The following is a 14,189-nucleotide window of genomic DNA, read 5'->3' as shown; positions in this document are numbered from 1 at the left end:
ACGGCGACGGGGCGTTGTTCAGCGTCGAGGATGGCCTGGCCTGCCGGTGGTGGCCGCGACGGCGGAACACGGACTCGCCGGTGGAGCGGCGCAGCAGTTCCCGCCGAGCATCGCCGTGATCTACGAAACACTTCGCGACTCCCGGCGCGGCTCGTTCGTGTTCACCTCACCGGCCACCTGGGACGGCCGGGACCCGGGCGGCCGCGGTGGTGTCGATCATGTTCCACCGATCCTGCCGTGGCTGACGTTCCACGAGGGCCGCCACAGCCATTCCACCTGGATGATCGAGGACGGGATCCCGGAGGTCGCCCGACGGGCCAGGCTCGGCCACAAGATGAAGGGCATCGCGCGGATCTACGACCATGTGACCAGCGTCATGCTGGACCAGCTGGACGAGGCCCTCGAAGCCCGGTGGCGTTCGTCACTGCTGACGCTCCAGGACGACGAGTTGACCGCAGTGGTCGGACGTTTTCCGCACCTCGGGCAGACGGTGGCCGACGCGCGAGCACTACCGTCGCACCGACCGATCGCCATTTTTTCGCCATTGATCTTGCCCAACACGCAAGAAGCCCGGCCTCAAGATCGAGTACCGGGCTTCTGACCTGCGTATTTCGTTGGTGGACGATACAGGGATTGAACCTGTGACCCCTACCGTGTCAAGGTAGTGCTCTCCCGCTGAGCTAATCGTCCGAGGCGGAGACGGGAATCGAACCCGTGTACAGGGCTTTGCAGGCCCTTGCCTAAGCCACTCGGCCACTCCGCCAGTGCACCTGAGGCTAGCACCCAGGGTCTGGCCTGAGCCCAAGGGGCCCTCTGCCGAGCGGATGACGAGACTCGAACTCGCGACCCTCACCTTGGCAAGGTGATGCGCTACCAACTGCGCTACATCCGCATGCTCCGGGGATTTCTTGAACTGTTTGCCCTTTTGGGGCTGGTGTTCGTGACTTCCTCGGTGCGAGAGGAACTTTATTACATCCACCGCGACAGGATCAAATCGGGGGTCCCCTCAGACCCTCGCAAGCCCGTCACCAGCGGTTTCAGGTGAGGTCGGTGGAGATCAGGTGGGTCAGCGCCTCGTCCACGTCCACCCACAGGTGCTCGTTGCCCGGCACCACGACGTCGTACGTGCGGTCGAGGAAGTCGGCCAGCTCCTGGGCGGACGCCTCGAACATGGCGTGGCCGGACGGGGAGCTGAGTTCGATCACGACGACTTCGGGGTCGTCGGCGGCCGGGCGGATCCGGACGTCGCCGTCGCCCGCGTCGGCGATCAGGCCGTCGGCGAGGAGGTCGCGAGCGAAGACCCACTCCACCCAGCCGGCGCGGCCGGTGCGGAACGCGGCCACCACCGCGTACGGGTCCTTCGTGTCGTATCGAAGCTCCACCTGCACCGGAACCGCGGGTGTCCGCGGCGCCAACAGGTCGAACACCGCTGTAGAGCGGAGTGTCACGTGGTCGTTGCGCATCGTCGTTACCCTCTTCTCCCTTCCCGGCCAAGGAAACGACCGAGCTCTCTACTTGTGACGTACATGTGGCGAGGAACGCTCGACATCGAGGCCGTTATCACCCGATCGGTCCCACGAAACTTCGCTGGGCGACCGGATCGCTGCGTTCCGTGTCCACGCCGACACCACCGCACCATCTTGCTGGGTTTAACCTGAACCCGGTACCGGCTGTTGCGCGAATGTTGGACGTGAGGACTCTTCTCGTGGCTGACTCACCCGCCCCGGCGCCACGGCGCCAACCCGACGACCGACCGTCCGACGTGGACCTGGTCGCCCGGGTCTCGGCGGGTGATCGGGGCGCGTTCGGCGCGCTCTACGACCGCTATTCCCGGCCGGCGTACTCGCTGGCCAGGCGGATCTGCGTGGATCCCGACCTGGCCGAGGACGTCGTCCAGGAGGCGTTCCTGTCCCTGTGGCGCAACCCCGGCGGCTACGACCGCACGCGCGGGGGGTTCGGGACGTGGCTGATGACCGTCGTGCACCACCGCGCGGTCGACGCCGTGCGCCGCGAGAACACCCAGCGCAAGCGCAACGTGCCGCTGACCGACGAGGAGTCGGAACGCAGCACGACGCCGACCGCGGGTGCCGACCACGACGCGCTGACCAGCGTGGTCGGCGCCGAGGTGCGCGAAGCCCTCAAACGGCTGCCCGAGGACCAGCGGCAGGTGATCGCGCTGGCCTACCTGGGCGGCTACACGCAGATAGAAGTGGCCGCGCTCACGGGAATACCCCTGGGCACGGTCAAGTCACGGACATTCGCGGCCATCCGCCGGCTGAGAGGCACGTTGCAGTCGGTCTGGTCGGGGGAAACCGGCGAAACGCCGGGCAGGACGACGGGAGCACACCGGTGACCGGGGAGCAGAGGGACGACTGGTGCCCTCAGGAGGAGCTCGCGGTCGGTTGGGCCATGCACGCGCTCGAACCGGACGAGGAAGCTCGACTGCGGGACCACCTCCCGGGGTGCACGCGGTGCCGCGAGGCGGTGCGGTCCACCCAGGAGGTCACCGCGGCGCTCGGCGGATCGGTTCGGCAGTACGAACCGCCCGCCCGGCTGAAGGCCCGGCTGATGGAGGCGATCGAGCACACGCCGCAGGAACGCGTGGCGCCCGAACCCGCCCTCGCGCCGGTCGTGCGCCTGGACGAGCAGCGGTCGCGGCCGAAGTGGGGTCGCCGACTGGTGGCCGCCGCGGCGGCGCTGGTGGTGCTCGCGGTGATCGGGGTCGCGGGGCTGCGGTTCGACGACCTCAGCGACCGCGTCGCCCAGCAGGACCAGCGGACGAACCAGCTGGAGTCGGCGTTGCAGGTGGCGGCCGACCCGACCACGAACCGGGCCGTGCTGCGGACCGACTCGGGCGAGCCGCTGGCGGTACTGCTGTCCGGTGACCACAACGCGGCCGTGATGCCGATGGCGTTGAAGTCGAACGACCGGTCGTCGCAGATCTACGTGGTGTGGGGCATCTCGACGCCCGACGCCGTGCCGCTGGCGACGTTCGACGTGTCCTCGGACTCGGATGTGACGCTGCTCTCGTGGTCCACGGCGGCCCACGCGCACAACAACTTCGCGATCTCGCTGGAACCAGGCCGGACCGCGCCGAGCACGCCGACGAACAAGGTGGCCGCCGGACAGGTCGCTTCGTGAGCGATGATGTGACGATGACGACTGATCAGCGCCCGGACACCGGCCCCCTGGCCTGGTTCCGCCGCACCCGGTCCCGCCGCCTGGCCTTGAAGATCGGCGTCGGCGTGGTCGGCGGGTTGGTGCTGGTCGCGGGCATCCTGATGATCCCGTACCCCGGCCCGGGGTGGCTCGTGGTGTTCACCGGCCTGGCGATCCTGGCCACCGAGTTCACCTGGGCGGAACGGGTGCTGAAGTTCGCGAAGGGGTACTACGACAAGTGGGTGGCGTGGCTGAAGCGCCAGAACCTCCTCGTGAAGGCCCTGGTGATCGCGGGCACCTGCGCCATCGTCCTGGTGACCTGCTGGCTACTGGGCGCGTTCGCCCTGGTGGGAGGCTGGTTCGGCCTCGACTGGCCGTGGTTGGCGAGCCCGATTTTTGGCCACGGGGGATGATGTTGTAAGGTATGCACACACCGCGAGAGCGGGGCAGGAAAACCGAATAGGGGCGATTAGCTCAGCGGGAGAGCGCTTCGTTCACACCGAAGAGGTCACAGGTTCGATCCCTGTATCGCCCACCGCAGGTCAGAGGCCCGGAACCGTTTTTGGTTCCGGGCCTCTCCCGTTGTGCGAGCACTGAAGTACAGCAGCCGCTCAGCAGTCGGGACTTTCGCTCACCTGCTGGAGTGCCTTTCGCGTGGTCTCGTCGGAGACCTCGGTGTCGATCTCCATCGTGACCTTCGTGTTCCGACGATCAGGGAGAACACGAACTGCTCCGAGGGGTAACCCTGCCGGACGACCCCGACAGCGCGGAACCGGACGTTCGACGCCGACACGTCGGCGGGCGAACGGGTGCTCATCGTCCCTGCACCCCGTACCCGACGAGGACATCACGCCACCCCTGCTAGGCCCCTTCGATCTCCGCCCGCAGCCGGGCCGCCTCGTCGCCCCGGCCCGCCAGGTCGAGCAGCCCCAGCCGGACCTGCCTGGCCGCGTCGATGTCCGTCTGCAACGCGGGTTCGCTCGGGAGCGCGCCGGCCAGCAGCGACAAGCTCTCCTCGTTGGCCACGAGGGCGTCCTCGACGTCGTCCTCCGACACGTACCGGGAGAGCGCGTACGCGTGCAGCGCGCCCGCCCGTGCCAAGACGCCGACTTCGTGCTCCGCCGCCAGGCCGCGCACCTCGTCCGCCTGGGCCACGCCTTCCGGGACTCGGTCCGTGACGCACAGCGAGATGGCCCGATGGGCACGCAGCATCACGCCCTGGTCGGTGTAGGCGGGGTCCTCACGCGCCGCCTCGTCGACGAAGTCCAGCCACCGGGTGACCCAGTCCACCGCCTCCTCGAACCGGCCGCTCTGCCCGAACAGCGACGGGAGCATGATCAGCATGCCCACGAACTGCATCCGATCGTCGGGCAGCTCCCGGCCCGGGTGGTGCTCGACGGCGGCCACCAGCACGTCGATGATCTCCGCCGGCGGCGCCTGGGTGGCGGAGAGGCTCAGAGCCAGCACTGTCCGGGCGCGCGCGGCCGGAGCGTGGTCGCCGGTACCGGCGGCCGCCTCGTCCCGGATCGCGACCTCCTCCCTCGCCGCGGTCACCGCGTCGGAGGGCCGCCCGGCCTCCAGGTAGGCCCAGCCGAGGACTTCGAGCGCGTCCGCGAGCTGACCGCCCAGGTCGGTCACCGAACGGGCCACCTCCACCATGCGGACGGCGACGACCACGCGCTCTGCCGGTCGCCCGGCTCGCTCCAGCCTCTTGGCGAGATCGCGGAGTTCACCCGACAACGCGTCGAACAGCATCCGGTCGATGCCCTGGGGGGTGTGCACGGCGATCTCCGACGCCCGGTCCAGCACGGGCCAGACGCGTTCCCACTCGTCGGCCCGGTCCAGGACGTTGGCCAGCGCGGTGAGACAGCGGACCATGTTCGGCCGGTACAGGGGGTAGCCGCGCTCACGCTGGGCATCGGCGATCTCGACCGCCCGGCGTAACAGGTCCTCGGCCACGTCGAACGCGCCCGCGTCGGCCTGGGCGTCGGCGTCGAACACCAGCGCCGACAGGTACCGGTCGTCGTGGGCCGTCGGGTTCGAGTCGGCCTGCCGTCTGGCCACCGCCAGCGCCTCCTGCTGGTAGCGATCGCCCTCCTCGCGCTGCCCGATCTCGTTCAGGCACCAGCCCAACAGGTCCAACGCGGCGGACCGCTCGGCCTCGAACTCCTTCGGGTAGGTCACCCGGGCGCGGTCGAACGCCTCGACCGCGCGCCGCAGGACCGGGTGCGCGTCGGCGTACAGATCGGCCGCCATGAGCGCGTTGCCCAGCACCATCAGCGCGGTCGCGAGTGCGTAGCCCCCGGTGTCGAACTGCTCGTCCGCGCTGGGTGCGAACTCGACGGCCCGTTCGAACAGTTCCCGTGCCCGTTCCTCCTCACCGGACATCAGCGCGGCACTGCCGAGCGTCACCAGCGGCCCGGTGGCGTACGCCTCGAAGGCAACCGGCCGGTCCGCTGCGCGCTCGAGGTCGGCGGCGGCCTCGCCGAGGACGTCCAACGACTCCTGCGCCAGCGCCGCGCTCTCGGCGAGCGAGCCGAGCATGCCGAGCAGTTCGGCGATGGCGTTGAGGGTGACGGCCATGTCGATCGGGTCGACCACGCCTGCGGGCAGCGTCCGGTACAACCGGATCGCCTCCTTGCCCAACTCGACCGCGCGGTCCAGTTCACCGGCGAACCGGGCCCGCAGGGACAGCTGCGCGAACACCTCTGCCCGCTCCGCGGGGCTCCCGGCCCCGCCGAGGACGACCGAGGACGCGGCCTCGATCACGTCGTACATCCCCACATCGAGGTCGGCGTCGCGGAGCGGGAAGTCTCCGACGATTCCGGCCAGCACCTCGGGGTCGAGGTGGGTCAGTGCGCTGAGCGCGGCGCCTCCGGCGTCCAGTGCGAGCTTGGGGTCGGCGCGCAGCAGCGCCTCCAGGTGGGCGACGACGTGGGGGCGGCGCCCCGGCGCGGAGGCCGCCGCCAGGAAGGTGACCGCCCGGTCCACACCGGTCGGCGGCGTACCGTCGGCCGACCGCGCGAGCAGTGCCCGCAACGACGGCAGCGCCCACTGCTCGGCCCGCTGTTCCGGGCCGCCGGGCAGCATCAGCGCCAGGAAGTCCTCGGCCAACCGGTCCGGCAGCAGCGGTTGCAGCACGAGCTCGGGGTCCGTGCCGGGGTAGCAGTACGCGTGGTCCATCACCAGCCCGCGTGGATCCTGGGCGAAGCTCAGCGCCCGCACGGCCTCCGGGAACGACTGGGCGCCGATCAGGCAGGCGGCGAACACCGCCTCGCGCATGGCGTGCGGCGCGGCTCGGAAATCGGGCCGCTGGAGCAGCCGGAGCCAGTGGGCCTCCTCGCGGTCCAGCAGGTAGGTCGACAGGTCGGTCGGAGTGGCGGGTGGCGTGACCTGGCGGACGTGTGCGTCGACCGCCACCAGTGCGGCCATGTGCAGCGACAGCGCGAGCCCCAGGTCAGGGTGGTCCAGGTCGGTGGGCGGGGCGATCGCGGCCGGGTCGGCGACGCCGAGGGCACGGGCGAACGAGTCCCGCGCCGCGGTGAACATCCGCGCGCGGTCGGCCGCGGAATCGGCCAGCGCGGTCAGCGCCAGGTCGTCCGCGGTGCCCTGCCGCGCGGCCAGTTCGAACCGCACGGCCGGCCACGGTGAGGTGGCGCGGGCCAGTAGCAGGATGCGCACCCGACGCCGGTCGCCGACGTGCCGGTCGATCAGCGCCACCAGGTCGGTGTGCGGCACGCGGTCCGCGTAGTCCACCACCGACAGCAGGTCCTGCCGACCGTCGTCGGGGCCGTCCGGCGCGGCCCAGGTCGCCTGCGCCCGCCAGCCCGCCGCCGCCGAGTCCGCCGCGAAACGCCTGCCCAGCCGGGTCTTGCCCTGGCCGCCCGGCCCGTGCAGCCACAGCGCGGACAGCGGGGCGGTGCCGTCCCGCCACGCGGTGAGCTCGTCCAGTTCGGCGGCGCGCCCGGTGAACGCGACCACCTCGTTCTCCGCGACCAGCAGCCGGCTCGGCTGGTCGGCGAACCGCGCCGGGTCGGCCGGCGGCGGCGCGACGGCGGCGGATCCGATCGCCGCCGCGAACTCCCGGTGCCAGTACTGGGGGTGCAGCTTCGCCTCGGCAAGCCCTTCGACGGGCGTGCCCGCGTCCAGGCACCCGACCACGAACGCGGCGACGGTCCGCCGGGTCGGCTCCGTCTTGCCGGTCAACAGGTCGCTGAACGTGGAGGCGCCGAACCCGTTGCCGTTGCGCCCCACGTGACCGCGCAGCTGGGCGCTCGCCGAAACCTTGCGGAACGACGGTTCCCCGAGGGCGACGTGCAGTCTGCGCAGGACGTCGAGCCCCGGTCGATCGGCCACGACAGCCTCCCCGCTGTTCGGTTTGTCCGGTCGGACCGACCGGACAGCCCGGACTCCCACCGTGGATCACGTCGCCTAGCAAAGGGAGCAGGACCATGTGGTGCCCCATCCTCGACGTGATCGCGACCGTGGCCTCCTGGCCGTGGTTGGACCCGCTGACGACGGTGCTGCGCGCGGTGAACGCCGTGGTCGGTTTCGCCGTCGCCACCTACCAGGTGATCCGGTTGCGTCGTGATCACCATCGCGGTGTGACCGGTGACCGTTACCGCGACGGGCGTCGCCGCAGGCGCACGTGACCTGGGGCCGGCGGTGGTCGTTGCGCGACCACCGCCGGCACCGCAGGGTGTGCGGGCGGGCACGCGCCTACAGGTCTCGGCGCAGGAGGTCTTCTTCCGTTTCCCGGCGCACGAGCAGGCGGGGTTCGCCGTGGCGCACGCCGACGATCGGTGGGCGGCACACCAGGTTGTAGTTCGACGCCAGGGCGTGGTGGTAGGCGCCGGTGGCCGGGATCGCGAGCAGGTCGCCGGAACGCACGTCCGCCGGCAGCGGCACGTTCTCGGCCAGGACGTCGCCCGCCTCGCAGTGCCGGCCGACGACGGTCACGGGTGCCTGGGGGCCGGTTCGGCCGACCAGGCGGACGGTGTAGCGGGCGCCGTAGAGCGCGGGGCGGGGGTTGTCGCTCATGCCGCCGTCCACCGCGACGAACGTGCGGGTCGCGGTGTGCTTCACCGCGGCGACGCGGTAGAGGGTGATGCCGGCGTTGGCCACGATCGACCTGCCCGGCTCGATCAGCAGCCGGGGCACCGGGACGTGGTGTGCCTGGCACTCGTAGTTCAGCGCCACCCGGACGCGGTGGGCGAAGCCGCCGAGGTCGAAGGGGGTTTCGCCTGGCAGGTACGGTGCCGCGAAACCTCCGCCGAGGTCGAGTTGATCGATGGGGACGCCGCACGACGCGATCAGGCGGACCATGCGGCGGACCGCCTCCTCGTAGGCCGCGACGTGGCGGATCTGCGAGCCGAGGTGGCAGTGCAGGCCCACCAGGCGCAGCGACGGACTCGCCGCCACCCGGCGGACGGCCTCCAGCGCGGCGCCCGAGGCCAGGGAGAAGCCGAACTTCTGGTCCTCGACGCCGGTCGCGACGGCCGGGTGGGTGCGGGCGTCCACGCCGGGTGTCACCCGGATCAGCACCTGCTGCCCGGCGCGGGCCGACGACTCCAGGTGGCCGATCTCGTCGGTCGAGTCGAGCACGACGCGTCCGACGCCGTACGCGACCGCCGCCTTCAGGTCCTCGGGGGTTTTCACGTTGCCGTGCACCAGGATCCGTTCGGCGGGGAACCCGACCGACCGGGCGAGCGCCAGTTCGCCCGCCGAGCACACGTCGAGCGAGAGCCCGTCCTCCGCCATCCAGCGGTAGACCTCCCGGCAGGGCAGCGACTTGCCCGCGAACACCACCTCCGCCGCCGGCAGCGCCGCCCGGAAGGCCCGTGTTCGGGACCGCGCGGTGGCCTCGTCCAGGACCTGGCACGGGGTGCCGAAGCGGGCCGCGAGCCGCGAGACCGAAACCCCGCCGATCACCAGGTCGTCCCGGGTCGCCGTGGTGCCGACGGGCCACAGCGCCTCCTCCAGTACCGGCGGAGCGGCGATTCCCGTGCTGGGCAACAACTGCGCGAGTGTCATGACCGCCAGCACACTCCGGCGCCGGACCGCGCGGCACCCGCGGGAACGCGTCCCTGACGCCGATCGGGCGGACCTTGACGGCTCGCTTACCGGAGCCCGACAGTCCTCTGTAGACGATGGGCCGGCCTCCAGGCCACGCCCCGGTTCACGAGCCGGAGGAGGTGGGCGACCACGAGACCGGCCAGGGAGCACAGCAGGATGACCGACGCGTGGCGCGCCGAGTCCGGGGTGAGCGCGAGGTCGCCGTGCCGGCCGAGGACGAATCCGGCGTGCAGCGCCCAGCACACCGCGGCGGTGGCCAGCGTGGCGCGGGTGGTGGACAGCGCGGCGACGGTGTCCACCACGGCGACCAGCAGCGCCAGGGACAGCACCGGTCGGGTGGTCGCGCCCAGGGTCACGGCCGCCGTCGTGGCCAGGACGCCGAGCACGGCGCCGAGGGCGAAGGCGAAACCCGGTGGCATCGCGGGCGGTGTGGTGCGCATGGTCCGAGTCGACGCCCTCGAGGTCCGCCGCGGAACGGCCTTTGCGCGATCGGACCGCCGCGGCACGGGATTCCTTGCGCGGTGTTGACGCCCGCGGCGCGCCGCGGCGGCCCCCTCGGGCACCGCAGCGCCCGGAGCCCTACTTCGCCGCGTCGAGCGCGCGGTTGAGCGCGGTCACGTTGACCCCCGGCTCGCCGAGGAAGCCCAGCGACCGGCCGTCGGTGTGGTCGGTGATCAACCGGCGCACCACGTCCGGCGCCAACCCGTTCTCCCGGGCCACCCTGGGTACCTGGAGCGCCGCGTAGGCCGGGCTGATCAGCGGGTCGAGGCCGGAGGCGGAGGCGGTGACGGCGTCCTCGGGCACCTGCGCCTCGCCGACGCCCTCGCGCTGGGCCACCTCGGCGCGCCGTTGCGCCACCACCGCGTCGTAGTCGGTGTTCAGCTCGCCCTTGTTGGCTCCGCCCGAGGCGGGCAGCGTCGCGGCCGACGGTCGGGCCACGAACCACCGGTCGCCGTCCCGCGGCACGGCCACGAGCGTGGTGTCGACGGCCTCGGCGTTGGCGTGCAGGCCCGGCAGCCGGGACACCGCCCACACCGCCGCCGGGTAGAGCACGCCGGTGATGACGGTGAGCACGAGCAGGACGCGCAGTCCGGCCAGTGCCTGTTTGACGAACGCGTTCATGTCAGCCGATCCCGGGGATGAGTCGGACGAGCAGGTCGATGAGCCAGATGCCGGCGAACGGCGTGACGACGCCGCCCAGGCCGTAGACGAGCAGGTTGCGCCGCAACAGCGCGGACGCGCTGGAGGGCTGGTAGCGGACACCGCGCAGCGCCAACGGGATCAGCACCACGATGATCAGCGCGTTGAAGATCACCGCCGACAGGATCGCGGACCGCGGCGACCCGAGGTGCATGATGTTGAGCCGGTCCAGCTGCGGGTAGATCGCGGCGAACATCGCGGGCAGGATCGCGAAGTACTTGGCCAGGTCGTTGGCCACGCTGAACGTGGTCAGCGCGCCCCGGGTGATCAGCAACTGCTTGCCGATGCCCACGATCTCGATCAGCTTGGTGGGGTCGGAGTCCAGGTCCACCATGTTCCCGGCCTCCTTGGCGGCCGAGGTGCCGGTGTTCATCGCGACGCCGACGTCGGACTGGGCCAGCGCGGGCGCGTCGTTGGTGCCGTCACCGGTCATCGCGACCAGCTTGCCGCCCTCCTGCTCGGCGCGGATCAGGGCCATCTTGTCCTCGGGCTTGGCCTCGGCGAGGAAGTCGTCCACGCCCGCCTCGTCCGCGATCGCCTTGGCGGTCAACGGATTGTCGCCGGTGACCATCACCGTGCGGATGCCCATCGAGCGCAGTTCCGCGAACCGCTCCTTCATGCCGGGCTTCACCACGTCGGACAGCCGGATCACGCCGAGCACCCGGTCGTCCCGCGCCACGACCAGCGGCGTGCCGCCCTGCTCGCTGATCCCGTCCACGATCGTCTTCGCCCGCGAGTCCAGGGTGAAGGCGCTCGCCGCGCCCTTGCGCACCCGGTGGCCGTCGAGGTCGATGCCGCTCATCCGGGTCTGGGCGGTGAACGGGACGAACTCGCCGGTGTTCTCGTGCCGGTCGGCCTCGGCGGACCGGCCGTGCCGCTGGGCGCAGAGTTCGACCACGCTGCGCCCCTCGGGCGTGCCGTCGGCGAGGCTCGACAACCGGGCCGCGTCGACCAGTTCGTCCAGCGACGCGCCGTCGACCGGGATCAGCTCGGTGGCACGGCGGTTGCCCCAGGTGATGGTGCCGGTCTTGTCCAGCAGCAGGGTGTCGATGTCACCCGCCGCCTCCACCGCCTTGCCCGAGGTCGCCAGCACGTTGCGCTGCACCAGCCGGTCCATGCCCGCGATGCCGATCGCGGACAGCAGCGCGCCGATCGTGGTCGGGATCAGGCACACCAGCAACGCGGTCAGCACGACCACCGACTGCTCGCCGCCCGAGTAGACCGCGAACGGCTGCAACGCCACCACGGCCAGCAGGAAGATGATCGTCAACGTGGACAGCAGGATGGTCAACGCGATCTCGTTCGGCGTCTTCTGCCGTTGCGCGCCCTCGACGAGCGCGATCATCCGGTCCACGAACGTCTCGCCGGGCTTGGCGGTGACGCGCACGACGATCCGGTCCGACAGCACCGTGGTGCCGCCGGTGACCGCCGACCGGTCGCCGCCCGACTCGCGGATCACCGGCGCGGACTCGCCGGTGATGGCAGACTCGTCCACGGTCGCGATGCCCTCGACCACGTCGCCGTCGCCGGGGATCACCTCGCCCGCCTCGACCACGACCAGGTCGCCGACCTTCAGCTCGGTGCCCGCGACGGTGCGGCCGTCGGTCAGCCGCGCCACCGCGTCCTTCTTGGTGGCGCGCAACGACTCCGCCTGCGCCTTGCCCCGCCCCTCGGCGACGGACTCGGCGAGGTTCGCGAACAGCACGGTGAACCACAGCCACACCGCCACCGCGACGGTGAACGCGCTGGGGTCGGTCGCGGCGAACACCGTGACCAGGGCCGAGCCGACCCACACCACGAACAGCACGGGGTTGCGGGCCTGGTGCCGCGGGTCGAGCTTGCGCAGCGCGTCGGGGAAGGAGGTGAGCAGCTGCCGGGGGTTGAACGCGCCCGCCGAGACCTGGTGGCCCAGGTTGCGCGCGTGGCGGTCGCGGATCTCCTCCGGAGTCCGCGGGGTTTGGGTCGTGGTGGTCACAGCAGGGCCTCCGCGATGGGACCGAGGGCGAGGGCGGGTACGAAGGTGAGCGCGGCGACGAGCACGATGGCGCCGGTCAGGAGCGTGGCGAACAGCGGTCCGGTGGTGGGCAGCGTGCCCGCCGTGACCGGTACTTTCCGTTGCGCCGCAAGCGATCCGGCGAGGCACAGCACGGCGACGATCGGGACGAGCCTGCCGAGCAGCATGCACAGCCCGAGCGAGGCCTGGAACCAGTCGCTGGTCACCGTGATGCCGCCGAACGCGCTGCCGTTGTTGTTCGACGCCGACGCGTAGGCGTAGAGGATCTCCGACAGGCCGTGCGCGCCCGGGTTGTTCAACGCCCCCTGGGTCGACGGCAGCACCGCCGCGATGCCGGCGCCGATCAGCACCAGCGCGGGCATGGCCAGGATCGACACCGCCGCCGCCGTCACCTCGCGCCGGCCGAGCTTCTTGCCCAGGTACTCGGGCGTGCGGCCGACCATCAGGCCCGCCAGGAACATCGCGATCACGGCCATCACCAGGATGCTGTACAGGCCGGTGCCGACACCGCCCGGCGTCATCTCGCCGAACAGCATGTTCAGCAACGTGCCGCCGCCGCCGAGCCCGGTGTAGCTGTCGTGCAACGAGTTCACCGCGCCGGTCGACGTCGCCGTCGTCGTGTCCGCGAACAACGCGCTCGACGGGATCCCGAAGCGGAGTTCCTTGCCCTCCAACGGACGCAGGCCCTTGGCCTCCGCCACCCAGATCACCGCGAGCATCGCGCCCCACAGCACGCCCATGACGCCCAGCAGCACGTGACCCTGCCTGCGATCGCCGACCATGGTGCCGAACGTGCGGGTCAGCGACACCGGGATCACCAGGATCAGGAAGATCTCGACCAGGTTGGTCCAGCCGTTGGGGTTCTCGAACGGGTGCGCGGAGTTGGCGTTGAGGATGCCACCGCCGTTGGTGCCCAACTCCTTGATGGCCTCCTGCGACGCGACCGGCGCCGTCGCCACCGTCTGGCCGTCCACGTCCACACCGGACTTCAGCGACATCACCACACCGGCCGCCACCAGCACGATCGCGAACACGAACGCCACGGGCAGCAGGATTCGGACGGTGCCCCGGGTCAGGTCGACCCAGAAGTTGCCGAGCCGATCGGTGCGGTGCCGGACGAACCCGCGCACCAGCGCCATCGCCACCGCCATGCCGACCGCGCCGGACACGAAGTTCTGCACGGTCAGGCCGACCATCTGCACGGCGTGCCCCATGACCGTCTCGGGCACGTAGGACTGCCAGTTCGTGTTGGCCACGAAGCTGATCGCGGTGTTGAAGGACATGCCGGGCGGCACGTCGCCGCGGCCGAAGTCCCACGGCAGCAACGACTGCACGCGTTGCAGGACGTAGAGCAGCACGATCCCGACGAAGGAGAACCCGAGCACCCCCAACGCGTAGGTGCTCCAGCGCTGTTCGGAATCGGCGTCCACGCGCGCGATCCGGTACACCGCGCGCTCCACCCGCAGGTGCTTGCCGCCGGTGTAGACGCGGGCCATGTAGTCGCCGAACGGCCGGTACACCGCGGCGAGCGCGACGAGCAGGAAGGCGACCTGGAGCAGGCCGGCCGAGGTCGAGGACATCAGAACCTCTCCGGCCGGATCAGCGCGACGAACAGGTAGCCGAGCAACAGCAGGGCGAGCACGCCGCCGACGACGTTCGCCACCACACCCGTGCCGCTCACAACCGCCCCAATCCGCGCACGCCGAGCGCCAGCAGCGCGAACACCCCGATCAGCAGCAGC

14 protein-coding genes and 4 tRNA genes are annotated in these 14,189 nt (G+C 71.1%); 7 read left to right on the top strand and 11 right to left on the bottom strand.

Translation table 11 applies throughout. The annotated features are described in order from the left end of the window. Positions 1 to 49: 49 nt before the first annotated feature. A complete protein-coding gene (locus tag AB0G50_RS09295) occupies positions 50 to 601 on the top strand; it encodes a tyrosine-type recombinase/integrase (RefSeq protein ID WP_360104230.1) in 552 nt (183 codons plus the stop codon). Positions 602 to 615: 14 nt separating this feature from the next. Here AB0G50_RS09295 and AB0G50_RS09290 read toward each other — a convergent pair. From AB0G50_RS09290 to AB0G50_RS09280, 3 genes are all read right to left on the bottom strand, one after another. After that, positions 616 to 690, bottom strand: a tRNA-Val gene (locus AB0G50_RS09290). Position 691: 1 nt separating this feature from the next. Further along, positions 692 to 763: transfer RNA gene (locus tag AB0G50_RS09285), tRNA-Cys, on the bottom strand. Positions 764 to 819: 56 nt separating this feature from the next. Continuing rightward, positions 820 to 892 (bottom strand) — tRNA-Gly (locus tag AB0G50_RS09280). Between AB0G50_RS09280 and AB0G50_RS09275 the strand changes: the two genes are divergently transcribed. After that, positions 863 to 1,045 (top strand): hypothetical protein, encoded by a 183-nt coding sequence (locus AB0G50_RS09275; RefSeq protein ID WP_360104227.1) that lies wholly within the window; start codon positions 863 to 865, stop codon positions 1,043 to 1,045. The two genes, AB0G50_RS09280 and AB0G50_RS09275, sit on opposite strands and share 30 nt — an antisense overlap. Here AB0G50_RS09275 and AB0G50_RS09270 read toward each other — a convergent pair. After that, positions 1,038 to 1,463: an SsgA family sporulation/cell division regulator gene (locus tag AB0G50_RS09270; protein ID WP_033435346.1), complete on the bottom strand. Its 426-nt coding sequence runs from the start codon at positions 1,461 to 1,463 to the stop codon at positions 1,038 to 1,040. The two genes, AB0G50_RS09275 and AB0G50_RS09270, sit on opposite strands and share 8 nt — an antisense overlap. 242 nt (positions 1,464 to 1,705) lie before the next feature. On the opposite strand from AB0G50_RS09270, the gene AB0G50_RS09265 reads away from it, so the two are divergent. The 4 genes from AB0G50_RS09265 to AB0G50_RS09250 all read left to right on the top strand — a co-directional run bounded on the left by AB0G50_RS09265 (position 1,706) and on the right by AB0G50_RS09250 (position 3,694). Beyond that, positions 1,706 to 2,353, top strand: a complete 648-nt coding sequence (locus tag AB0G50_RS09265; RefSeq protein ID WP_360104224.1) for a sigma-70 family RNA polymerase sigma factor — start codon at positions 1,706 to 1,708, stop codon at positions 2,351 to 2,353. Then, a complete protein-coding gene (locus AB0G50_RS09260) occupies positions 2,350 to 3,141 on the top strand; it encodes an anti-sigma factor (protein ID WP_360104221.1) in 792 nt (263 codons plus the stop codon). The genes AB0G50_RS09265 and AB0G50_RS09260 overlap by 4 nt, the downstream gene beginning before the upstream one ends. A 14-nt stretch (positions 3,142 to 3,155) precedes the next feature. Continuing rightward, on the top strand, positions 3,156 to 3,572 hold the full coding sequence (locus AB0G50_RS09255) for a TIGR02611 family protein (protein ID WP_360104218.1): 417 nt from the start codon (positions 3,156 to 3,158) through the stop codon (positions 3,570 to 3,572). Positions 3,573 to 3,622: 50 nt separating this feature from the next. Then, positions 3,623 to 3,694: transfer RNA gene (locus tag AB0G50_RS09250), tRNA-Val, on the top strand. A 326-nt stretch (positions 3,695 to 4,020) separates the two neighbouring features. On the opposite strand, the gene AB0G50_RS09245 is transcribed toward AB0G50_RS09250, so the two are convergent. Next, positions 4,021 to 7,515, bottom strand: a complete 3,495-nt coding sequence (locus AB0G50_RS09245) for a hypothetical protein (protein ID WP_360104215.1) — start codon at positions 7,513 to 7,515, stop codon at positions 4,021 to 4,023. Between the two features lie 95 nt (positions 7,516 to 7,610). Between AB0G50_RS09245 and AB0G50_RS09240 the strand changes: the two genes are divergently transcribed. Then, on the top strand, positions 7,611 to 7,811 hold the full coding sequence (locus AB0G50_RS09240) for a hypothetical protein (RefSeq protein ID WP_360104212.1): 201 nt from the start codon (positions 7,611 to 7,613) through the stop codon (positions 7,809 to 7,811). A gap of 67 nt (positions 7,812 to 7,878) precedes the next feature. Here AB0G50_RS09240 and lysA read toward each other — a convergent pair whose 3' ends face one another. The 6 genes from lysA to kdpF all read right to left on the bottom strand — a co-directional run bounded on the left by lysA (position 7,879) and on the right by kdpF (position 14,129). Further along, positions 7,879 to 9,192 carry a diaminopimelate decarboxylase gene (gene lysA, locus AB0G50_RS09235; RefSeq protein WP_360104209.1) on the bottom strand — a complete coding sequence of 438 codons (1,314 nt, stop codon included), beginning with the start codon at positions 9,190 to 9,192 and terminating at the stop codon, positions 7,879 to 7,881. A gap of 86 nt (positions 9,193 to 9,278) precedes the next feature. After that, positions 9,279 to 9,674 (bottom strand): hypothetical protein, encoded by a 396-nt coding sequence (locus AB0G50_RS09230; protein ID WP_360104206.1) that lies wholly within the window; start codon positions 9,672 to 9,674, stop codon positions 9,279 to 9,281. A 139-nt stretch (positions 9,675 to 9,813) separates the two neighbouring features. Next, a complete protein-coding gene (locus tag AB0G50_RS09225; RefSeq protein WP_360104203.1) occupies positions 9,814 to 10,356 on the bottom strand; it encodes a potassium-transporting ATPase subunit C in 543 nt (180 codons plus the stop codon). Position 10,357: 1 nt separating this feature from the next. Continuing rightward, positions 10,358 to 12,409: a potassium-transporting ATPase subunit KdpB gene (gene kdpB / locus AB0G50_RS09220; RefSeq protein WP_360104200.1), complete on the bottom strand. Its 2,052-nt coding sequence runs from the start codon at positions 12,407 to 12,409 to the stop codon at positions 10,358 to 10,360. Next, positions 12,406 to 14,028: a potassium-transporting ATPase subunit KdpA gene (kdpA, locus tag AB0G50_RS09215; protein WP_360104197.1), complete on the bottom strand. Its 1,623-nt coding sequence runs from the start codon at positions 14,026 to 14,028 to the stop codon at positions 12,406 to 12,408. Before kdpA ends, kdpB begins: the two co-directional genes overlap by 4 nt. Continuing rightward, on the bottom strand, positions 14,028 to 14,129 hold the full coding sequence (kdpF, locus tag AB0G50_RS09210; protein ID WP_360104195.1) for a K(+)-transporting ATPase subunit F: 102 nt from the start codon (positions 14,127 to 14,129) through the stop codon (positions 14,028 to 14,030). Before kdpF ends, kdpA begins: the two co-directional genes overlap by 1 nt. Positions 14,130 to 14,189 lie beyond the last annotated feature (60 nt).

The organism is Actinosynnema sp. NPDC020468, assembly GCF_040642015.1.
Taxonomy (GTDB): Bacteria; Actinomycetota; Actinomycetes; order Mycobacteriales; family Pseudonocardiaceae; genus Actinosynnema.
Note: the sequence above shows the minus strand (reverse complement) of the source record. Positions and strands in the feature narration are given on the sequence as shown.